The organism is Coprobacter secundus subsp. similis (genome assembly GCF_015097275.1).
Lineage (GTDB): Bacteria > Bacteroidota > Bacteroidia > Bacteroidales > Coprobacteraceae > Coprobacter > Coprobacter secundus.
Map to the genome: position 1 here is coordinate 55,487 of NZ_AP023322.1, position 24,113 is coordinate 79,599.

A 24,113-nucleotide genomic window follows, 5' to 3' on the forward strand; every position below is an offset into this window, starting at 1 on the left:
GTCCTGCATATCGGCTTACGGGTAAATTGTTTTTTATGGTGTGTGTAACTGCGTGAGATTTTTTGTAATTATATAACCGAATATCTGATTTATGAGACACTTATCGACGTACTGGAGAGTTGTATGGGTATGCTTGTTCCTGCTCCCTATAACGGTATTTTATGCAGCTGATTATCAGCCTTCTTTTTCTACTGCCGGTTTTTATTCTTTGCCTAATACGGGCCGTGAGGTGTATGATATGAATCCTGCCTGGCGTTTTTATAAGGGGGATGTTCCTGGGGCGGAACAGCTTGGTTTCGACGACGGGGACTGGGAGATAGTTTCGTTGCCCAATGGTATAGAGTATCTTCCTGCCGAGGCGAGCGGATGTATCAATTATCAGGGTGCTGTATGGTATCGTAAGCATTTTACGGCAGACGGTAGCTGGAAGGGTAAGCAATTGTTCCTTCATTTCGAGGCTATTATGGGCAAATCGAAAGTATGGGTCAACGGGCGGTTGCTGAAGGAGCATTTTGGCGGATTCTTGCCTGTAGTGGTGGATGTCGCTCCTTTTTTGAATTATGATGGGGATAATGTCATAGCGGTGTGGGCAGACAACAGTGATGATATTTCTTATCCTCCCGGAAAAGCGCAGGATGCTCTGGATTTTGCATATTTTGGCGGGATATATCGGGATTGCTGGCTGGTGGTCCATAATCGGGTGTTTATAACGGATTCTAATTACGAGGATGAGACGGCCGGAGGGGGTCTGTTTGTTTCGTTTGATAAAGTTTCGGAGGAGTCGGCACTTGTGAGGATGAAGTCTCATGTGCGTAATCTTTCGGGGGCATCTTTTTCGGGGAGGATTGTGTATGAGCTTTTTGATAAGGAGGGCAAGCGGGTTTTCTCAAAGGAAAGACCTCTGGTTGTGAAGGATGGAAAGGCGGACGAGTCGTTTTGTGAGGTTACGGTAAGGTATCCTCATCTGTGGTCTCCCGACAGTCCTTATCTTTACAGGTTGCATGTTTATGTCAAGGAGCGTTCGGGCCGGGTTGTTGACGGTTATTGCCAGCGTATCGGCATTCGGAGTATCGAGTTTAAAGGGAAAGATGGTTTTTGGCTGAATGGTGCTCCTTATCCTTATCCTCTTATCGGGGCTAACCGGCATCAGGATTTTGCCGTGATAGGCAATGCTTTGCCTAACAGCTTGCACTGGCGGGATGCCAAGAAACTGCGGGATGCGGGGTTGCGTGTCATCCGTAATGCTCATTATCCTCAAGATCCTGCGTTTATGGATGCGTGTGACGAGCTCGGGTTGTTTGTCATAGTGAATACTCCCGGCTGGCAGTTTTGGAATGACGATCCGATTTTTGGGCAACGGGTCTATGATGATATTCGAAATATGGTAAGGCGCGACCGTAATCATGCGTCGGTGTGGTTGTGGGAACCTATCTTGAATGAAACATGGTATCCGGAGGATTTTGCCCGGAATGTGGCCGATATTTTGAAGGAGGAGTATCCATATCCTTATTGTTATGCCGGGTGTGATGCTACGGCTCGGGGAAAGGAATATTTCCCGGTTCATTTTACTCATCCGGCTATCGGTGGAGGCGGGGCATTCAATGCTGAAAATTTGAATCCTCAGATAAGCTATTTTACCCGTGAGTGGGGGGATAACGTGGATAACTGGAATTCGCATAATTCTCCGAGCCGGGCAAGTCGAGCCTGGGGGGAGTACCCGATGCTTGTACAGGCTCAGGGGTATGCCAAGCCTGATTATCGGTATACTTGTTATGACGTATTGTACAGGACTTCCAGACAGCATATGGGTGGGTGTCTGTGGCATTCGTTCGACCATCAGCGCGGGTATCATCCTGATCCTTTTTATGGTGGGATTATGGATGCTTTCCGTCAACCGAAGCTGTCTTATTATATGTTTTGTGCCCAACGTCCGGTAGAGGTGAACGGGGACTTGATTGCCGATAGCGGCCCGATGGTCTATATTGCGAATTACATGACTCCTTTTTCTCCGAAGGATGTGACGGTGTACAGTAATTGCGACGAGGTGCGCCTTACTTGTTGTAAGGGGGGAAAACCGCATGTATATCGGAAATCCGAGGGGGCGGCCGGGATGCCTTCTCCTGTGATTGTATTTGAGAATGTGTTTGATGTCATGCATGATAAAAAGCTTTCTCGGCAGGGCAAGGATGATGAGTCTTATCTGTTGGCCGAGGGACTTGTGGACGGGAAAGTCGTTGCTACTCATAAGGTTTATCCGGCACGCCGTCCTTCGAAATTGTTGTTGTGGGCTGATGATGAAAGGGTACGGATGCGGGCGAACGGTTCTGATATGGTGACTGTCGTGGCTGCAGTGGCTGATGAGAACGGGAATATCAAGCGTCTGAATAATGGCGAGGTGAGGTTCGAGATTGAGGGTCCGGGCGTTCTTGTCGCTGATGTGGAGACGTTTACGAATCCTTGTCCGGTACGTTGGGGCACTGCTCCGGTACTTGTGAAGTCTGGTACTACTCCGGGGGAGATAAGGGTGCGTGCTTCTGTTTTGTGGCAGGGTAAGCATACTCCGGTCTCGGCAGAGTTGGTTATCCGGTCTTTCCCAGCGGATTATCCGTTGGTTGCTAATGAGGATGATTTGGACAAGTCGGGGGATTCCGGCTGCCGTTCGGAAAGGCAGGAAAAGGGTACTGCCTCGGATTATGAGAAGCGGATACGGGAGTTGCAGCGGGAAGTGAGCCGATTGAAATTGAGAGAGGTGGAAAGGCAACAGGAGGATTTTGAGTGATTTTAGACAGAAGAGCATAAGGGGGATATGTTTTTTTGGACAGAAGAACATAAAGACATAAGGGGATATGGAAATAGAAGGTTTGATAAAGGCTGTTATTCAGTGTGCTTATGATGTGAGGACTCAGCTTTCTGCGGGTTTTCTTGAGAGTGTCTATCAGAAAGCAATGTTGATAGAATTAAAGGAAAAGGGTATTCGAGCAGATATGGAAATGCCTATAAATGTGTATTACAAAAATGAAATTGTGGGCGAATTCAGGGCGGATATTATCGTGGAGGGAGAAATAATCATTGAGCTTAAAGCGGTACAGCATCTTCTTCCTATACATGAGACTCAATTGGTAAATTATTTGACTGCTACTCATACAGACCACGGCTTATTAATAAATTTCGGGGGTGAACGTATTGAGATAAAAAGGAAATTCAGAGAGTATAAAAATAATGCATAGGAACGAATATGTTGTTTTTTTCAGATATAATTTTTTGGAGAGAAGGACATATATTTTCAGACAGAAGAACACAAGGACAAAAGGGGTATTATTTTTTTGACATAAGAACATAAAGACAAAAGAGAAGGATATAGAAATTAGAGGGTTTGGTAGAAATAAATTTTTTTGTTCTTCAGTTCTTTTGTCTACAGATAATAAGAATTTGTCTGTCGCGAACTGTTTTTTTGGGACAGAAGGACATAAGGACAAAAGGGGATATGGAAATAGAATGTTTGGTAGAAATAAATCTTATGTTCTTATGTTCTTTTGTCTAAAAATAATAAAAACATGTCCGTCAAGAACTGTTTTTTTGGACAAAAGGACATAAGGACAAAAGGGGATATGGAAATGGAATGTTTGGTAGAAATAAATCTTATGTTCTTTTGTTCTTGTGTCTACAGATAATAAAAACATGTCCGTCAAGAACTGTTTTTTGGACATAAGAACACAAGGACAAAAGGGGATATGGGAATGGAATGTTTGGTGGGAATAAATCTTATGTTCTTATGTTCTTTTGTCTAAAAATAATAAAAATATGTTTGTCGCGAACTGTTTTTTGGACAAAAGGACATAAGGACAATATGGAAGATTTGGCAGAAGCTGTTCTTCTGTCTGTTAATATAATATCAGGTGGGTTGTTTGTCTTTGTTTTTGTATTTTTCTTTGTATTTAGAGGGGGACAGTCCGGTTGCTTGCTTGAAGGTGATACTGAAATAACTTTGGTTGCTGAATCCGGATTGTTCGGAAATTTCCAAAATCGACAGGTTCGTTTGTTCCAGTAGCTGTATGGCTGCTTCTATCCGGAATTTGTTGATGTAGTCATTTACTCCCATGCCGGTGAGTTGTTTGACTTTGTTGTATAGGGCTGAACGGGAAACGTTCATTTTATCGACCAGGAATTTCACGTCGAGTGTGGGCTCGGGCAGGTTTTCCTTGATGGTCTTGTTCAGTTTCAGCATGAAATCTTCGTCGGCATTGCTGAATGTCATTTCTTCGGGCAGCAGTATGGCCGTATTCTCTTGGTAACGTTTCCTGATTTGTTCCCGGATTCGCAATTGGTTCTGAATCAGGGTTAGTAAGAATTCTATATCGAAGGGTTTTGCGAGATAGGCATCGGCTCCTAACTTGTATCCTAAAGAGGTGCTTTCCTGATCGTTCCGTGCGGTGAGAAGAATTACAGGGATATGGCTCAGACTGATATCTGATTTTATGGTTTTACAGAGGGTGAATCCGTCCATTTTGGGCATCATGACGTCGCTGACGATGATATCGGGCAGGTATTTTTGTATTGTGGGCAGGGCATCGGTGCCGTTGGCTGCGGTGTATATTTTGGAGAATTGTCCGGACAAGCTGTCGGCCAGGAAGTGCCTGAGGTCGTTTTCGTCTTCGACGATGAGTATCGTGTATTTTGAGAGGTTTATCGCGGGCTCTTCTTGCTGCAATGTCTCTTTGGGTGTGTAGAGCAGCTCGTTGAGATAGTTTTTTTCTTTGCATCGGATGACTTGTTCGTCCCGGATAAGGGGTAACTCGAAATAGAAAGTGGAGCCTTGGTCGGGGTTATTGTATGCTCCGATGTGTCCTTGGTGCATTTCGATCAGGGTCTTGGCGTATGAGAGTCCTATGCCGCTTCCTTGTAACTGGTGGGAGCCTTGTGAGAATCGGGTGAATAACTGGGCTTCGGTGATGTTTCCGAGTCCGATGCCCTGGTCTTTGACGAGCACTTGAACATTGTTGTTGCGGATTTCGGTCTTTATCGTGACTTCTGTGTTTTCGTTGCTGAATTTCAGTGCATTCATGAGCAGGTTAGAGAGTACGATTTCGCATTTGTTGGCATCGAAAACGATGTTTTTGATTTGGTCGTCGAGTTCATAACGGATGTCGATTCCTTTGTTCTCGAATTCGTATCTGAAGTCTTCGGTGATGTTTTTAATCCATTCGTTGAGCGGGTGTTGTTGCAGGTATAGCCTGTTTTGCCCGACTTCCATTTTCCGGGCATCGAGAACCATGTTGATGATGTTCCTCATTTGTTTTGTCTGCTTGTAGATGCCTGTTAGTTGTCTTTGTGTGTCGTCTTCGAATTTTTTGTTTTTGAGCAGTCTTTTGAGTGGGGCATAAATCAGGGTCAGCGGTGTCCTGAGTTCGTGGCTGATGTTTATCAGAAAGCGTATTTTTTCTTTGTTTACTTCTTCTTCGTGTTCTTTCATTTCCCATTTGAGCTTGCTTTCTTTACGTCGGGTGGAGTAGGTTGCTGCTGCTATGATGGACAGGGCGAAGAAGAGGAGCAGGGAGTAGATGAACCAGCCATTTTTCCACCAGGGGGGTGTCACTTGGAGGTCAAGGAGTTTGACGGGCCGGCTCCAGCTTCCGTCTTGGAGGTTGCAGGAGACTGTTATCGTGTATTTCCCGGCAGCGAGTGCGTGTATCATCAGGGTATGGTCGTACGTTTCTATGTCGTATGAGTTTTGTGCTCCTGAGATATGGTAACGGAATATTTTTTTGCGGAAGATATCGTTTTCCGTCACTTGTATTTTGATAGCCAGGGAGGTATGGTTCCACGGTATTTCGAGTTCGGAGGGGATTGTGTTTTTCTGGTTCAGGACGGTGGAGCCATTCAGTTGTATGTCTGTGATTTCGAAAGCGGGATGGAGGTCTTTTTCGAACCGTATATTGTTGTTGATATACAGGAGTCCGGAAGAGCCTCCCATGTAAATGTTTCCGGAATGGGTGGTGAGGGTGGCTCCTGTGAGGTATTCGTTAGGGCTGACTCCGTTGGATTCGCCCCAGATAACGAATTTGTTTTCGTTGATAATGTAGGTAAAGAGCATACCTTGAGCTCCTATCCAAAGCCGGTTTCCGGAGTCGTGTACGATAGCGGATATTTCATGGAACAGGGATGTTTTTATGGTCCGGCTTTGCCGGGTGGCCGGGTTGTAGCAGATGAGGCCTTTGTTGGTCCCTATCCAGAAACGGTCCATCCGGTCTTTGCATACACTGTTGATTATGGCGGGGTGTTTTGCGTAATAGACGGGTGTGAGTTCGTCTTTTTCGTGGTCTAATTCGAAGATGTTGCTGATGCTGAAGAGATAGGATTTTTTCCGGTCGCTGTAAAAGCGGTTCAGGGAGCTTGTGATGACAGTTTTGTCGGGTTGGGTGTTGTAGTGTATTCCGTGGAATTTTTTTTCTCCGGTGTGGTAGGCATAGATACTGTCGGAAAAAAAGTAGATTTTGTTATTACTTGCATTGTGGAGATATATGTTCCGACCGGTTCGGTAAGTCCGGTCGTTTATTTCCCGATTGATGAAGAGGAAGGGCTCGAAAGTGTGTGTCCGGGTGTTGAAGGTGTATAGTCCTTCTCCGAATGTGGATAGCAGCAGCTTGTCCGGAGAGAATTGTGTGATGGAGGTAATTTTTTCGGTGTTTTTGGAAGTGAAATGCTTGAATTGCTTTGTACGAGGATTCATGGCGTTGAGTCCCCCTCCATCGGTTCCTATCCATAGGGTATGACGGTTGTCTTCGTACAGGCAGATTACGGCATTTTCGCTTAGCCCGTAGGAGTTTTCCGGGGTTACAGCGCAATAGGTTTTCATGTATACGTTTCTGACGTACAGCAGTCCTTCCCGTATGGTTCCTGCCCACATGTTGTTTTCCCGGTCGAGGTACAGGCAGTTTATCGAGTTTGCCGGTATGGAGGTTGCATCGCCCGGCATGTGCCGGATGTTATGTATGGTATTTTTTTGCTTGTCCAGTATGCAGATGCCTCCTCCGTCGGTGGCTATCCATATATTTCTGTCTTTTTCGGTTATGTCGAGTATGATATCATTGGTGAGCTGTGAGTTACGGGTGTGGTATTCTTTCAGCAGCTGTCCTTGGGGGGAGTAGCATTGCAGGCCTTTGCCGTATGGAGAGAGCCAGAGGTTTCCGGAACGGTCGATATAGTAAGCTGATATGTTTTTTTCTTGGACAAATGAATGGTGCATTTGCCCGGTATTGGGGTTGTATAGCCATAATCCGTCCCACCGGGTTCCCAATAGCCATAGTCCGTTGTTCCAGGAGTGTATGAAAGTGATAAAGTCTTTTTGTTTCCGTTCGTATTTTATTTCTTTGATTTGTCGGGTCAGGTAACTGTATTTGTATAGGTTGTATCCTCCGAAAACGATTCCGTCTTCTACGGATATCGATGTGGAAACATAGATTGTTTTGCCGTTGACTGTTATGGTAGAGAAATTATTGTTTTTCCGGTTGTACAAAGCTAAGCCTCCGGAGGTTCCTACCCAAAGATTGTTTAGTGAATCTTCTGTAAGTATTGTAATTTGGTTGTCGGGCAGGGAGGCGGGGTTATCATATTCGTTGAAGTAGTTCTTGACTTCGTGTTTGTCGAAGCGGTTCAGTCCTGCTCTTGTACCTATCCAGATGTATCCTTTGCTGTCGTAGAGTATGGCTTTTACGGTAGGCTGGCTCAGTCCTTCTTTTAGGGATATTTGTTTGAAATAGAATTCGGCTTGTGCATTGAGTACTTGGATTGATAGGAAAATAAGTGTACATAAGGTTAATTGAAGTCTGTAATGCATATCGTGTATCCTTGATATTCTTGACAAATATAGATATATAATTAATAAAATAAGATATAATTGTGAATTTAGTATTATTTATAATATATATTTTTGAAAAATATGACCGACCTATATGCTTGTCGGGTGTGTTTCGGGCGAGGCAAGTGCGGGTCTATCCTCGTCCTTTGCCGGAAACCATACTCCGCCCGGCAAAGGACGGGGAAGTAAATTTTTTTATTTTACTATATCGATGAGGTGGTGTTTTATTTTGCCGCCTTTTTTTGCTGGGGGTATGGTATCGTAACTGAATTCCCACCAAAATATTCCTTTGTAGCGGTTTTGTTTTATCCAGTCGATTTTGGTCCGGATGCTTTGGGGGGTGTCCATTGTGATAAAGCTTTTCTTGTCGGGGGAATAGAAATAAGAGACTTTGGCTGCTGTGTCGTATTCTTCTGTCCAGCCTTGCCGGAGCAGGGGAATCATTTTGTTATAACTGATATAGCTGCCGTATCGGCTAAGTTTTCCTTCGACCTTTTGACCGGGGATTATGTTGTGGTATATGAATCCATAGTTGGCGAGACCTATGCATAGCCGGCTGCGGTCGAATACGTCCCAGTTTTTCATCTCGCGCTCTATCTGGTCGAGGGGGGTATTGTGCCTGGCTGTGTTGCCCCATATTCCTCCTCCCATGTCGTATGTCATGATGTTGAGCCAGTCGACGTGCGATGACAGTTGTCGTGCGAGCGAGGGGGAATATTTCTGCCAGGAGTGGAGGGCTGTGGTGAGGTAGAGTTTTTTTCTTGTTTCTTTTTCGAGGGTATCGAGGGCGGTTCTGAGTTCTTTTATGAAATCGGCGTGTAGGGGCAGGCTCAAGTCGCTTTCCCAGTCTATTTCAATGCCGTCGTAATCGTATTTTTTTATAAAGTCGGTCATGAACCGGATGAATTTGTGCCGGGTCTCGGGGTTTTCGACTTTTTGCCTGAATCCTTCACCGGCAAAGGAAAGGAGCACCTTTGTACCGGACTTGTGGGCCCGGTGTATAAGGTAGGGTACGACGGGGGTATTTTTGTCTTCGGTATACTGGTGTGTGGTGACGAGCTGTTGCCGGATTTTTTCGAAGGGTTGCCCGAAGTCTACGTCTTTCCAGTCGGGGGCGGCCATCAGGTATATGTAATCGAACCGGCTGAAATCGATTTGCCTGATGTATTCGGTACTGTTCAAATTGTATCCTACCAGATAGGTGGAGTGGGAGAGTTCCTGAGACCGGAGATGTATGAACATGGACAGTAACAGGACGATGGTTATACTACTTTTTTTCATCATGATAGTTGATTTTTGTGTGTGGCACGAATGTATGTCAAATATATTCCGTCGATTTTTGTTTTTGTCCAAAGTTTTTCTGTTATAGGGCTTTTAGGGGTATTTTTGGATGATTCTATAAAATAATTGGATGTTATCAAAAAAGGGATAGCCGGCTCTATTTTACATTTGCACTGAACAAATTTAATTATTCATTAACTAAATTTTGAATATTATGAAAATTAGAAATTTACTTGTTGGTGCAACAGGTTTGTTGTGTGTAGTTGGAGCGAGTGCTAAGGATTATGCTCCGGGAACTTGGAAGTTTAGCGAAATGCCCGTAGGTAGTGCCGAGAGTATTTTTATTAAGGAAATGGCTTCTACCAATTGGAATTGCAAGGCCCCTTTCCGTCTGGCCGATAATGGTAATGGAGGTGTGGGCCTTGCCTGCTATGCCGGTGGTGATGTCGTGGGCCCGGTTACTGACTCTTATGCTAATATGTCGGAAGCGGATAAAGCGACTTTCGAGGAGTTTTATAAATCGGTACAGATAGTGAATGGCGGTAGTGAAAATCTGCTGTGCATCATAGGGAAAGAGGCTGCGCAGTCTTATCCGGGCGGTGTGCAGTGCCCGAAGTCGTTCCCTAATGCGACTCTCTGCTGGTTGGGTGGAACGGATATGCCGTTGAACCAGAATTACCGTCTGACGATAGATTACCGGGTAATTACTCCGGAAGAGAATGGTAAAATTTCGTTGACGTTGGCGACTTCGGCGTATGACGGGGTGGATGCGGGTCCTTCGTACCGTCAGTTTGACTTGGGTGTCTATGCTGCTTATAATGATTACTGGAACAGGGGGATACTTGATTTCTATATGGAAGATAATAATGACCCTAATTATAAGGAATTGCCTCTGGCCATAAAGATGTGGTTGGGAAGTTTGGCCGATAACTCTGTCATCTTGTTCCGTTCGTTCAAATTGGAAACCATCGATGCAATCGATGATAAAAATAATCCCGGAAATAATAATGAGGATCCCGGATTTGTAGATAATCCTCCTACGGTATCTGTATCGCAGACTGATTTTAATAACGAGGTAGTTGTATGGGCCAATAATGGAACGATAAGCATTGTGGATGCTAAAGAGCCTATCGAGATTTATAATGCTGCCGGTGTTCTGGTAAGTAAGGTAAATGAGGTTTCTACTTTGGTAAATGTGCCTGTAAAAGAGAAGGGGTTGTTCTTAGTTAAGGTCGGAACTGTTACTCGGAAAGTGGTACTTTGATTTTTCTTTTTTGATTAATAAAGATTTTTTCAGGTACTGAGTTTAGGGAAAATAATGCAGTGTCGTTTTTGGACGGAAGGGAGTCTTTTCTGTCCCATAGGGTATCTTTCGTCCAGAAATGGCATTGTCGTGTTTTTTGTATTTGTCTTTATACTCCTCTTTTTATAATCATATAAAATAATATTATGAAAAATTTTTTAGTATCGGCTTTTGCGTTTGCGGCAACGGTATCGACGGTTTTTGCCCAGACGACAAATTTTGCTTTGGAGAATGAGAGTGGTGCGGGAAAGGTTTCTGCTTTTACAATTACGGAGTTGGATAATGGCGGGGGGGCTACTTTCCAGATGTGGCTGAAGCCGACGGCCTGGACAGAGGCAAAGTTGGTTGGCCAGGATAATTTTTCCGTAGAATTGAGTGCTGACCGGCAGATATTAGTAAAGGCCGGCGGCGGTACGGCTACAATAACGGCGGGAGATTTGCTGAATAAGTGGTCTCAATTGACGGTTACTGTGCAGCAGGGGGCTGTGAAGGCTTTTATCAATAATGAGGAGGTGGCTGTTTCGGGGAGCTTGCCCGGGACTTTTGGTGCTTCCGGAGTGCCTTTTTCTGAAAAGGGCTGTGTAATAGCTGATGGATTTAAGGGGCAAATCGATGAGATTCGTGTCTGGTCCAGGGCTTTGGAACAGGATGATTTTTTCTGGAATAATACGTTGAACAAGTTTAATCCGAATTATGACGCTCTGGTTGCGTATTGGAAGTGCGACCAGGACCAGTGTGATAATTTGGTCGATTATAAATTGTCTCATCACGGGGAGTTCGATAATATCACCCGGGTTGCCGTGACGGATAATTCTGAGATGAAATATCGTGTAGTGACGGGTTATACGAACCTGATGCGCTTTACGGACCGTCCGAAAATCAACCGGGATATGTTTTTGATGACAAACGATTTGATTTTGTTGTCGGCCAAGGTACAGCAAGACGGTTCTTTGTTTCCGGAATATCCGGATAATTCGGCTACTCCTACGAATGTGAATTATCTGGCTGATTTCGAGGGTCGTACGGGTGTAATGGATTTTCAGGGCAAGGGTGCTGTGATGTCGGCGAAGGACGGCAGAACGCCATTTGACCCGACGGAGCGGTTCGGCTACGGTGCTACGGCGAAGGCTTCTTTTTCTACTTGGATGTATATAGATACGTGGGTAGAGGGTGCGGAGCTTTTCTCGAATTATCTCGATGATGACAATTGCGTGGTGATAAAATTGGGAAGTGAGGCAGAGAAAGAGCTTATCGTGAACTTGTGCGGCACGACGGCTACGCTGAAGAACCAGCTGGAAACGGGCAAATGGCAGTTTGTCAGTGTTTATCTGAAACCGGCGGCAGGGACTCTAACCGGGCGTTTTTTCAATCCGGTAAGTGTGGGTATCGGGTCTTATGGCGAGTCGGGCGAGTTTGAGTCGCAGATACATGACAAGATAGGAACCCGGACGATAGTGCTGGGTGGAAAGGATATGACGATTACGGCTGTCCCGGCTTTCCAAGGGAGCACGTTGACGATAGGCAAGGACTTTGACGGAAAACTGGATGAGATTATGGTTTGGGGTTCGGACCGTTCGGGCGCTATCGGCAGTGATGCGACGAAGCCTTATGCGTGGAACATCGGCAACTGGGATAACATCTACTTGAATGCGTATTGGAAAGGGGATGATCCGGAGAATCTGGGCAAGGACTCTCAGAGTTATCTGGGAATGATGGATTTTATTCGCGGTTATTATAAAAACCATCGGGGTTTCAAGATACGTATGGGCATTATTTATCCGGACGGGACGAAATGGATTAACGGTGTATTGAACAAGAAAGAGAACGTCGATAATCTGATTCGTGATGCGAAGGTGCTGCTATCTCAATGCGACGGCTTGGATGTGGACTTGGAATGGATGTACTCGACGAATGACTGGAATGTGTATAATAATGTGGTGGAACGCCTGATTACCGAGGTAATGGCGGATGCTCCGGAGAAGACTTTTTCTTGTTCTTTGCATGCGGTGTCTTACAATGGTTTCAAAAAGGGGTTGTTGGATGATGTGGATTATTTTACTTTCCAACTGTATGGGCCTAATAAGGAGACTTATTACTGGAATTATTATGAGAATGCTTATAACAGTTTCGTCAATTGGGGTTACCCGAAGGATAAGATACTGTTGTCGTATGGAGTATTGCTTGTGAATAATGGTGAGGAAGGGTATAAAGATTTGTTTGAGAAATATGGCATGAATGACGACAACTTTGACCCGGATTTGAATCAATGGGACTGTGGAGGAACTGTGAAGTATTATAACGGTGTGAACCAGGTGAAGCGGAAGCAGCGCTTTATCATCGATAATGATTGCCGGGGTACGATGTATTTCGATATGGGTAATGACCAGCGGGTAGATGACTACAAGAGCCTGATTCGTGCTCAGAATGACATTATCGCTTCTAATGTGGATACATTGATAACCGAGGTCGATATGATTCCTACGGGTATAGAGGCGGTGAAGTCGGATGCCGGCGATGGGTTGTTCGTCATCGGCCGGGAGCCGTCGGCCGGGCTGATGCGTGTGGTATTGAAGGATGGTTCTGAGAGTGCATTGCTGGAGATGTATTCTGTCGAGGGCAGGGTGGTAAGGCAACTTGTCTTGACGGAGATGGAGACTTCTGTTCCGGTGGGAGATATTCAGCCCGGTGTATACCTGGTGAAGGTCGTCCAGGGGGGTAGGAGCCATACGGTAAAGTTGGTTATTAATTAAAAGCATACCTAAGAGCCTGTCTATAATTTTCCAATCAGTATCAAGTTTCGGACAGGCTCTTAGGGCCAATCTGAATTTTCCGATAAATGATAAACGGGTTCTAAAATAGATATGAGATGAAGTTTGAAAAACGTTATATAGTATTATTGTGTATGCTGGTTGTTGCTTCTGCCTCGTTTGCCCAGATTATAGTCAAGGGTACGGTCAAGGGGGAGGACGACTTGAGCATTCCGGGAGTGAATGTGCTTATAAAGGGAACGACTAATGCGACAGTTACCGACTTGGACGGTAAGTTCAGCATTTCGGTTCCTTCTGAGAAGTCTGTATTGGTCTTTAGCTTCGTGGGGATGAAGTCCCAGGATGTGGCAGTGGGCAAAAACAGGAATCTGGAGATTGTCTTGAAAGAGAATAGCGAGGTACTGGACGAGGTAGTCGTGATAGGATACGGGACTATGAAAAAGAGCGACTTGACGGGTGCCGTGTCGTCGTTCCGTCCGGATGAGAAGGATGTGGCGAAGGTGGCCAGTATAGATAACTTGTTGCAGGGTAAGATAGCGGGGTTGTCGGTGGGGGCTTCTACGGAGGCTCCGGGAGCGGCTTCTTCCGTGACGATACGGGGTGCCAACTCTTTGCGTGGTGATAACCAGCCGTTGTATGTAATAGACAATATTCCTCAGGCTTCGGCCGGGGAGTTTGCGAACTCGGGCAATGACGGTACTTTTACGATAGCGTCTAATCCTTTGAGTTCGTTGAACCCTGCGGATATAGAGAGCATCGAGGTATTGAAGGATGCTTCAGCCACGGCTATTTACGGGTCTCGCGGAGCTAACGGTGTTATCTTGATTACGACCAAGAGGGGTAAGTCGGGCAAGCCGACAGTCACAGCGTCGGCAAACTTTACGCTGGCGAATGCAGCCCGCCTGTTGGAAATGATGAACTTGAAAGAGTATGCGATAGGCCGTATGGTGTTTGGCGGAAAGGCTGCCAATGCTGTGGGGGATGACTGGATGTTGCAGATTACGAATCCGGAGACGGGCCAGTTGGAATGGAATGATTCTTACCAGTATTATATAGACGGGAATGATATTTACCGTAAGTTGGGAGAGAATTCGAAGCTTCCGGGGAAATGGAGGTTGCTGAATCCTATCGACTGGCAGAAGGAGATTTACAGTACGGCGTTTTCTCAGAATTATTCTTTGACGGTAAATGGTGGTTCGGACAAGATTACTTATTTTACTTCGGCTTCGTACAAGAATATCGAGGGTCTGGTACAGGGTACGGGATTGCGCCAGGGTGATGTGCGTGTGAACTTGAATGCGGACTTGTCGAAGTCGGTGAAGATTGCTCTATCATTGAACGGTTCTTTGAAAGAGAATGACATGATGTCGGGCGGTAATACTACGGGGGGAGCTACCGGTGCTGTTTCCAATGTGGCTCTTTACAGTGCTCCGTATGTACGTACGGAGGAGGAAATGGAACTGGAGACTCCGAACCTTGCCGACCGGGCTACGGTGTGGACATGGGTGGATGATTATGATGACAAGACGACGGAGAAGGCTTTTCGCGGGTCGCTCGACTTGACTTGGCAGATATGCAAGTTTTTGAGTTATAATCTGCGTACCGGTGGTAATATCGCGATTCAGGACCGTGACCGATGGTTCAATATTACGTTGTGGGACGGTGCCGCCCAGAATGGTTATTTGACGCAAACGGACTTTAACCGGAGCAACTATTCGGTGGAGAACGTGCTCCAGTTTAACCACAAAGTGCAGGGTATTGTGGATATCAATGCTGTTGCGGGTCTTACTTATGATGATTATAATTCGTTGAATACGTTGGTCGTGGGTAATAATTTCGACGTGTATGATTTCCGTTCCAACGGCTTGCATATGGCAGGAAATACAGAGGTCAAGCAACCGATACAGAGTGACTACCAGTTGTTGTCTTTCCTGGCGCGTGCCAATCTGAGTTTTCTGGACGGACGGTATTTGTTGACGGCCTCGATTCGCGGTGATGGTTCCAGCAAGTTCCTGAAGGGTAACCGCTGGGCGTATTTCCCTGCTGCTACGGTGGCTTGGCGTATGGAACAGGAGAAGTTTATGAAGGATGTCAGATGGGTAGACCAGTTGAAACTGCGTGCCGGTTACGGGGAGACGGGTTCCCAGTCCATAGACCCGTACAGTACGTTTGCCAGTTATGGAAGTTCGTTTGTGAATACGCCTCAGGGGGCTACAAAGCCGGGACAATCGGCTAATGGCTCGGGCGATAAGCTGATAGGCGTGGTCGTGGACAAATTGCCCAACGATGCTTTGAAGTGGGAGCGTACGCGTTCTTATAATGTGGGTATCGACTTCTCGTTTTTCCAGTATCGTCTCGGCGGAACGATAGACCTGTATTCGAAGACTACTAATGACTTGTTGATACAGAAGGATTTGCCGCCTTCGACGGGTTATAAGTCGATTGTTATAAATCAGGGTAGTTTGCGTAACAAGGGTGTGGAAATCACCCTTAACGGTGATATCGTGCGGACGAAGAATTTTACCTGGAAGCTTTCGGGCAACATAGCGTTTAACCAACCGGAGATTCTGGATTTCGGATTGCCTGAAAAGGAGTGGGGAACGGGACAGTACTGGAAGGCTTATATGGGCAACAGCATCGGGGACCATTTCGGAGAGGCCAATATTTTCATTGCCGGCAGGGCTCCGGGCTTGTTTTACGGATATGAGACGGATGGTATCATCCAGGAGAATGACCCGTATTTGCAGAAGGTGACGAATACGTCTTCCATCAATACGTTGAAGCCGGGTAACTTGAAATTTGTAGACCAGAACGGCGACGGGGTCATCAACGAAAAGGACCGTGTGATTTTGGGTAACCCGAATGCGAAATTCAATTATGGTTTTCAGACAGACTTTACGTGGAAGGACTTGACATTTTCGATGACGTTTAACGGTGTGTACGGCAATGACATTCTGAATACGAACAATCGTTACTTCAAGTTGCCGTCGAACTCTTCGTCTATGGTGTACAAGGATTCGTTTTACAATATGTGGCGCGGGGATAATCCTTGGATAGGGGCGTATGCGAGCAATACGATACCGTCGTTCAGCTCGGTGACTCCCAAGGTCGTGATTGACGAGTATATCGAGGACGGCAGCTTCTTGCGCTGCTCGGATATAACATTGGGTTATAATTTGCCTTCGAAAATCGTATCGAAGATAGGGTTTAAGAGTGTCGGCATTTATGCGTCTGTCAAGAATGCTTTCTTGATAACGAAATATACGGGGTATGACCCGGAAGTGAACAGTTTTGCTTTTGACGGCACTCGTCCGGGCATTGATGTGAGTTCTTATCCGCATACTCGTTCTTATATATTCGGACTCAATGTTTCATTTTAATTTATGCAAGTTATGAAGAGAAAAATCAATATATTGTATCTGCTGTCGTCATTGTTGTTTCTGGGGTCTTGTCTGGACGAGGAACCTAAATATACGACAACGGAGAATGTGATATATTCAAGTGAACAATCGGCTCAATTGGCTCTGAATGGCATTTACGGCTTGATGGCTGTGCAGGGTTCTTTTGCCCAGTTGTTGCCGGAGATTAATACGGAAGCGTCGGGTCTGTGCTGGACGTCTTTCAATCCTTCGGATAACCGGTGCCAGTATACAAACGGCGTGATTCCGGTGGATAATGAGTTTAATAATCTGGTGTGGGGAGCTCTTTATCAGGCTATTGCCAATTGCAATATTTTTATAGAGGCTTGTAACAGCGACCGGAGTGCCGAATGGAGTTCCAAGGCAAACATGGTGGCGCAGGCGAAGTTTTTGCGGGGTGTCTGCTATTATAGCCTGTACACTTTCTATGGAGGTGTCCCGTTGAGGCTGGAACCTGCCAATAAGGAGAACCTGTCTATGCCCCGGGCTTCCCGCCAAGAGGTACTGGACCAGATAGAGAAGGACTGGCGTGAGGCTATCCCGGACTTGTCGTCTACATCGTCCCTGTCGAGCTCGTCTCCTACGGCTCCTTGCAAGGCGTCGGCTTATGCTTATCTGGCGAAGTTGTACTGGCTGATGGGTTGCAACTCGTGGGCTGCTGAACAGGGTGACCGCTGGGCGACCGGGGAGCTGAAACGGTCGTGGCCGGAGATGAAGTCGAGCCGGGAGTATTTTACCCAGGCCAAGGTGTATGGCGATTCGGTATTTTCGGCTAATGTGTTTGACTTGGAAAAAGATTTCAGGACATTGTTCAACGGCCAGCGTCTGAACTTCTCCAAGGAGTTTGTTTTCGTTATCGATGCGACGATGAACACGACGGAGAACGTGGGTTATAATTCCCTGCACTGGACTTTCTCACCGCAGAATTGTTCTCCCGGTGAGACGTGGGGCCGTTCCCAGCCTAACAAGTCTTTTTACAACTGGGCAAGGGGCACGTATCAGGATGACCCTCGCTTGAAGGTTACTTTTGTATCGCAGTGGGTCAAGTATATAAATAATGCTCCGTCGAAGGAGATTCAGGCTGCGTATCCTTATGTGCTGAAGAGCCGCCTGGATACGATAGGCTGGGAAGAAGTCGTGGTGGTTCCGGGGCGTCCGCCTATCAAGAAACCTATAACGGAGATCGTGCAGGCGATTGTGGACTCGATTGATTATTCGGATTTCGAGAGGTATGCTGATGTAACGAATCCGCAGCCTGCGGAACTGGATTCATTGTTGGAGGTAACTTTCTGCCAGACCAAGACGGCTGATTCCTGGAATATAAACGACTGGCCTTATTTCGGCAAGTATATGACAACCAACTGTTCGGGGCGTTATGCGGACAATAATTTGTATGTGTACCGTTATGCGGACTTCTTGTTGCTGATTGCTGATGTGGAGAATGAGCTGGGCAATACGGGACGGGCTATAGAACTGGTAAACCTGGTGTTGCAGAGGGCCCGCAACTCGGCGGCTACTCCTACTACTTATCCGAAGGATTTGCAGGCGTCGATGTCGCAGGATGAGGTGCGCCGGTATATTTTCCATGAACGCTTGTTTGAGCTGGCGGCTGAGTTTGACGGCTTTACGGATACCCGCCGCCGGGGAATCGAATGGCGGAAGAATGAGATACTGATGCGTAACAATAATGACGGTATTACGGCTGCTTGTTATAATTATGGCGTGAGTGTGGGATATTCTTCTCCGTGGAGGGAGTATTGGTATCCGAACGATGGTTCGGAGGACTGGGATTCTTATCTGATACGGAACCAGCTGATTCCTATACCGAGAATGGAAATGAGTTCTAACGACCAAATATCGTTGTCGGACCAGAATCCAGGATATTAATAATTTTATAGTAACAGACGGGAGTGTGCCCAAGGTTCTTTATCTTGTTGCTCTGAATGGAGAGGGGGCTTTCGTTCCCGAGGCAGGGATGCTTCAGGGGGAGTTGAGGGCTTCGTTGAATTCGGAACGGCAAATCGGGAGTTTTCGGCACACTTCTTTTTTCAGGAAAGAAAGATTATGAAGATAAATAAAGGTATCGGTTTTATTTTTTTGTTGCTGCTCGTCGTGACGGGTTGTGGGGGAAAATCGGAGTGCAGCGATGCGACATGTGTGGTTCCTGTGCCGGAGAGTGTGGAGTTGAAGAGGGGGAATTTTGCATTTTCCCGGAATACGACTTATGCTTCGGATGGGGATATGTATGCCGAGGTGTTGTCTGATTTTTCCGACTTGTTCGAGAAATCGGCCGGCTTTGTGTTGAGAGCGGCGGACGATGTCGCTACTGCGGATGTGTGTGTCGAAACGGACGAGAGTTTGCCGGAGGAGGCTTATACTCTCTCGGTTACTCCTCAGCGGATACTTATAAAGGCTTCGGGGGTGAAGGGGGCATTCTATGCGTTGCAGACGGTGCGCCAACTGTTGCCGGCCGAGCTGGAAAGCCGTCTGCTTGTAAGCGGAACGGAGTGGAGTATTCCGGCACTGGAGATAAGTGACAAGCCCCGGTTCGGGTATCGGGGGCTGATGCTGGATGTGTCGCGATATTTTGTTCCGAAAGAGACGGTACTGAAGATTATCGATGCGGCTTCGATGATGAAGATAAATAAGCTTCATTTTCATCTGGTCGATAATCAGGGATGGCGGCTGGAGATAAAGAGGTATCCGAAATTGACGGAAGAGGGCGCCTGGAGGGTGTACCGTGAGGGTCCGTTTTCGTTGAAAAAGAATCCAATGAAACCGGGGGAGGATACTCCGGTAGGAGGCTTTTATACGCAGGATGATATCCGGGATATCGTCGCGTTTGCGAGCCGCCGTCAGGTCGAAGTGATTCCGGAGATAGAGATGCCGGCGCATACCAATTCGTCTCTGGTGGCGTATCCTCAGTATGCGTGCCCTTCGGTGAAGCATTATACTGCCGTGCTGCCGGGAATGGGGGGCGTCAATTTCAATACGGAGTATTGTGCGGGCAATGACGAGACTTTTGTCTTCTTGCAACATATTCTCGATGAGGTGATGGATTTGTTCCCTTCTCGGTATGTGCATCTGGGCGGGGATGAGGCGATAAAGGAGGCTTGGAAGAGCTGCCCGAAATGCCAGAAGCGCATGCGGGAATTGAGCATTACGGATGTGGAGGATTTGCAGGGTTATTTTATGGCTCGTATGACGAAGTATGTGCAGGAGCGTGGCCGGGAGGCCATAGGCTGGGATGAATGGACGAACAGCAAAATTCCGGATGGGGCCGTGATACTTGCTTGGCAAGGGTTGGGCGAGGCCGGATATAAGGCTGCGGAACAGGGGCACAGGTTTATAATGACTCCTTCCCAGATTGTGTATCTGGATTATTATCAGGGTCCTCAATGGTTTGAACCCCGGGCTTATTTCGGGAACAATACGTTGAAGGATATTTATGAGTATGAGCCGGTGCAGCCTTCGTGGGGTGCGGAGATTTCTGATAATTTATGGGGTGTGCAGGCTTCTATGTGGACGGAGTTTATAGAATCGGACCGGCATCTGGAGTATATGTTGTTTCCCCGGGTGGCCGCTTTGGCGGATATTGCGTGGGCACGGAAGGATACGAAGGACTGGGCGTCTTTTGTGCGACGGCTGGACGGGCTGGCAGCCCGATGGGAGTATATGGACATCAATTATTCCAAGTCGATGTATAATCTGGACCATAAGGTGACTCCTGTGGACGGCAAACTGGTGGCGGACTTGTCGTGTATAAGGCCGGATGTGGATGTGCGGTATACTCTGGACGGTACGGAACCGCTTGCGACGTCGGCTTTGTATACGGATTCTCTGGTGTTGTCTGATAGTGTTACGGTCAGGGCTGCCGCGTTTGCGGGAAATGTGCGCAAGGGTGAGATCCTGAATTTGCCTGTGCGCTGGAACAAGGCAACGGCCAAACCGGTATCGGGGAATAAGAATGCAGAGGTGTATATGCTTACGAATGGAGTCAAGGGTTCGGACAAGCATACGGATATGGAATGGTGCGGGTGGTATGACCAGGATGTGTCGTTCGTGCTGGACTTGGAAGAGGTGACCCCGATAACCCGGGTGGTAGTGGGTCATGCTGTCAATTATGGGATGGGTGTGCATTATCCGGCATCGATGGAGCTTCTTGTGTCGACAGACAACCGGAATTTCGTGCCTCTCCAGCGGTTGTCTTTTTCGCAAAAGGAGATTTTCAGGGATGGCATTTTTACGGATGAGCTTGTCTTTGACGATTTTTCAGTGGAGGGCCGGTATTTGAAATTTGTGATTCAAAGCCCTGGGGAGACACCGGATTTCCATCATCGTGTAGGGCAGGGTGTCTGGCTCCGGTTTGATGAAATTGAGGTTTATTGAGGTATATAACTGTGGCCGATATTTTTTTGGACAAAAGAACACAAGGACAAAAGGGGACATGGAAATGGTTTGGTAGAAATAAATCTTATGTTCTTTTGTTCTTATGTCTTAAAACAATGGAAATTTGTCTGTTGTGAACTGTTTTTTTAGACATAAGAACAAAAGGACAAAAGGGAGATATTGGAATAGAGGATTTGATAGAAACAAATCTTATGTTCTTCTGTTCTTTTGTCTACAAATAATAAAAACATGTCCGTCGTGAACTGTTTTTTTTAGACAGAAGAACACAAGGACAAAAGAGGATATTAGAATAGGAGGATTGGTATAAATAAATCTTATGTTCTTTTGTTCTTATGTCTTAAAACAATGGAAATTTGTCTGTTGTGAACTGTTTTTTTAGACAGAAGAACAAAAGAACAAAAGGGAGATATGGGAATAGAATGTCTGATAGAAACAAATCATCTGTTCTTTTGTTCTTGTGTCTACAGATAATAAAAATTTGTCAGTCAAAGAACTGTTATTTTTGGACAAAAGAACAAAAGGACATAAGAGAGGTATGGAAATAGAGAGCTTGGTAGAAATAAATTTTATGTTCTTCTGTTTTTGTGTCTACAAATAATAAAAACATGTCTGTCAAGAACTATTTTTTTTGACAGAAGAACAAAAGGACATAAGAGAGGTATGGAAATAGAGAGCTTGGTAGAAATAAATTTTATGTTCTTCTGTTTTTGTGTCTACAAATAATAAAAACATGTCTGTCAGGAACTATTTTTTTAGACAAAAGAACACAAGGACAAAAGAGGATATTAGAATAGGAGGATTGGTATAAATAAATCTTATGTTCTTTTGTTCTTCTGTCTAAAGATAATAGAAACTTGCTTTGTTTTTGTATTGTCCGGTGGGGGAGTGTGAAAGTGGGGCTGAAATTTTTAATTGTTAATAAAAATATTATCTTTGTAGCGTAGAGCCAGGAAAGGTGGTTGAGCTTTGGCGGAAAGGGCCGGAGGCCTTTTGTGGGCAGGTGGTAACATCTTTTGAGTGCTGGTGATGAATGGAGGCGACATGGTGCGTATGGCTGTGTGCGAGTGTTTTTTAAAGTGTTTGTTTATAAATTAGTTAAGATTTGGAATTCAGAGGTTTGTACCTGTTTTTGTTAAAATAATACCTGTTAAATATGAAATATTTCAGTCGAATTTTGTCTTTATTTATCTTGCTTTCTTTGGGGGGCCTGACGGTGGCGAAGAATGGCGAAAAGTACTATGTGAAGCATTTGGCTTTCCCACCGGGGGCGACTATTCCCGAGAAGATAGATATGGCTTCGCGCTTGGTTCCCAATGCCCGCCAGATGGCTTGGCAGGAGCTGGAAATGACGGCTTTCCTGCATTTCGGCATCAATACGTTTACGGGACGGGAGTGGGGCGATGGCTCGGAAGACCCGAAGTTGTTCAACCCGACGGAGCTCGATGCGGAGCAGTGGGTGAAGACGTTGAAGGAGGGCGGCTTTAAGATGGTGATTCTTACGGCGAAGCATCATGACGGTTTTTGCCTGTGGCCTACTCGGACGACGGCTCATTCGGTGGCGTCTTCTCCTTGGAAAGACGGCAAGGGCGATGTCGTGCGGGAGTTGAGGGATGCTTGTGACAAATACGGGATGAAATTCGGGGTGTATCTTTCTCCGTGGGATCGTAATGCGGAGTGTTATGGTGACTCGCCTCGTTATAACGACTTTTTTGTAAACCAGTTGACCGAATTGCTGACCAACTACGGTGAGGTGCATGAGGTGTGGTTTGACGGGGCATGCGGCGAGGGTCCCAACGGGAAGAAGCAGGTGTATGACTGGGCCCGTTTTTATGAAACGATACACCGGCTACAGCCTAATGCCGTGACTGCTATCATGGGTGATGATGTGCGCTGGGTAGGTAATGAGAAGGGTGAAGGCCGTGAGACGGAATGGAGTGCAACGGCTCTTGTACCGGGCGGATATGAGCGTGCTGATGCCGAGAACAAAAGGCTGGGCATATATGGGACAGCGAAGGAGCTGGGAAGCTTAGAGTTGATAGCGAAGGCGAAGGAGTTGTTCTGGTATCCGTCGGAGGTGGATGTGTCGATACGTCCGGGGTGGTTCTACCATGACCGGGAGGACAGCCAGGTGAAGTCTTTGTCGAAACTGGTGGATATTTATTTTACTTCGGTGGGGCGGAACTCGGTGCTTCTCTTGAATATTCCTCCTGATAAGAGGGGGCTGATACATGAGACGGACGCGGCCCGTATCCGGGAATTGAATGCTTATGTGTCCCGGAACTTGTCGCGAAGCTTGCTTGCTGACGGTGACAAGTACAGGGTGCTGACTGTGGGGACGCCCCAAATGTATAAAGTGCAGGGGAAGGGTGCTACGGTGAATACGGTGATGTTGTGCGAGGATGTGGCTAAGGGGCAGCGCGTGGAGGCGTTTGCTGTGGATGCCCAAGTGAATGGCGAGTGGAAGCGTGTGGCCGAAGGGACGACGGTCGGATATAAGAGGCTGTTGCGTTTTCCTGAATGTGAGGCTTCGGCGTTGAGGGTGTGCGTAACGTCTGCCCGGGGCCGGGTGAATATGAAACGGGTGGCTGCTTTCTGTATCGAGGAGATTCGGGAAGGGGAATCGGACTTGGTGCTCAGTGAGGTACCGGTGAAAGACTGGAAGGTGGTCTCGGCTACGGGAGGTGACCTGACGGCTGCCAAGGCTGCGATAGACGGCAACGGTGATACTTTCTGGAAGAGTACGGAGGGTAAAGGCGTGAAGCAGATGGTCGTAGACATGGGCAAGAGTTATAAGATAACGGGTTTCAGCTATCTGCCTCGGAACGGTGAGGATAAGTCGGGGACGGTGTATAATTACAAGTTTTTTGTGAGTGATAACGGTACCGACTGGAAGGAGTGCAAGTGCAGCGGCGAGTTCAGCAATATTATGCATAATCCTGTGGCTCAGTTTGTCCGTTTTGATACTCCTTGCCAGGCGCGTTATTTTAAATTCGAGGCTTTGACAGAAATCGATAACCGGGATTTTGTCACCGTCGGGGAATTGGGTATTCTCGTGAAGTAGTCTTGCTTATCGAATG

Annotated in this window: 10 protein-coding genes; 8 read left to right on the forward strand and 2 right to left on the reverse strand. The window is 46.5% G+C overall.

The window, feature by feature from the left end; all coding sequences use genetic code 11:
* Positions 1 to 91 precede the first annotated feature (91 nt).
* Positions 92 to 2,779: a glycoside hydrolase family 2 protein gene (locus Cop2CBH44_RS00195; RefSeq protein ID WP_200755267.1), complete on the forward strand. Its 2,688-nt coding sequence runs from the start codon at positions 92 to 94 to the stop codon at positions 2,777 to 2,779.
* A 67-nt stretch (positions 2,780 to 2,846) separates the two neighbouring features.
* The gene (locus Cop2CBH44_RS00200; RefSeq protein WP_200755268.1) at positions 2,847 to 3,227 is read left to right on the forward strand and encodes a GxxExxY protein; all 381 of its coding nucleotides are present in this window, start codon (positions 2,847 to 2,849) and stop codon (positions 3,225 to 3,227) included.
* Between the two features lie 665 nt (positions 3,228 to 3,892).
* On the opposite strand, the gene Cop2CBH44_RS00205 is transcribed toward Cop2CBH44_RS00200, so the two are convergent.
* Complete coding sequence (locus tag Cop2CBH44_RS00205) at positions 3,893 to 7,834, reverse strand: hybrid sensor histidine kinase/response regulator transcription factor (RefSeq protein ID WP_021931573.1); 3,942 nt, start codon at positions 7,832 to 7,834, stop codon at positions 3,893 to 3,895.
* Positions 7,835 to 8,050: 216 nt separating this feature from the next.
* Positions 8,051 to 9,139: a glycoside hydrolase family 18 protein gene (locus Cop2CBH44_RS00210; RefSeq protein WP_200755269.1), complete on the reverse strand. Its 1,089-nt coding sequence runs from the start codon at positions 9,137 to 9,139 to the stop codon at positions 8,051 to 8,053.
* A gap of 211 nt (positions 9,140 to 9,350) precedes the next feature.
* On the opposite strand from Cop2CBH44_RS00210, the gene Cop2CBH44_RS00215 reads away from it, so the two are divergent.
* The 6 genes from Cop2CBH44_RS00215 to Cop2CBH44_RS00240 all read left to right on the forward strand — a co-directional run bounded on the left by Cop2CBH44_RS00215 (position 9,351) and on the right by Cop2CBH44_RS00240 (position 24,097).
* Positions 9,351 to 10,400 (forward strand): hypothetical protein, encoded by a 1,050-nt coding sequence (locus Cop2CBH44_RS00215; protein ID WP_021931570.1) that lies wholly within the window; start codon positions 9,351 to 9,353, stop codon positions 10,398 to 10,400.
* Positions 10,401 to 10,585: 185 nt separating this feature from the next.
* A complete protein-coding gene (locus Cop2CBH44_RS00220; RefSeq protein WP_200755270.1) occupies positions 10,586 to 13,189 on the forward strand; it encodes a LamG-like jellyroll fold domain-containing protein in 2,604 nt (867 codons plus the stop codon).
* A 116-nt stretch (positions 13,190 to 13,305) separates the two neighbouring features.
* Entirely contained in the window at positions 13,306 to 16,587 is a 3,282-nt protein-coding gene (locus Cop2CBH44_RS00225; RefSeq protein ID WP_021931568.1) for a SusC/RagA family TonB-linked outer membrane protein, read from the forward strand.
* A 12-nt stretch (positions 16,588 to 16,599) separates the two neighbouring features.
* A complete protein-coding gene (locus tag Cop2CBH44_RS00230; RefSeq protein ID WP_200755271.1) occupies positions 16,600 to 18,513 on the forward strand; it encodes a RagB/SusD family nutrient uptake outer membrane protein in 1,914 nt (637 codons plus the stop codon).
* Positions 18,514 to 18,690: 177 nt separating this feature from the next.
* Positions 18,691 to 21,015, forward strand: coding sequence for a glycoside hydrolase family 20 protein (locus Cop2CBH44_RS00235; RefSeq protein ID WP_200755272.1), 2,325 nt, complete (start codon positions 18,691 to 18,693; stop codon positions 21,013 to 21,015).
* A 1,174-nt stretch (positions 21,016 to 22,189) separates the two neighbouring features.
* Positions 22,190 to 24,097 carry an alpha-L-fucosidase gene (locus Cop2CBH44_RS00240; RefSeq protein WP_021929341.1) on the forward strand — a complete coding sequence of 636 codons (1,908 nt, stop codon included), beginning with the start codon at positions 22,190 to 22,192 and terminating at the stop codon, positions 24,095 to 24,097.
* Positions 24,098 to 24,113 lie beyond the last annotated feature (16 nt).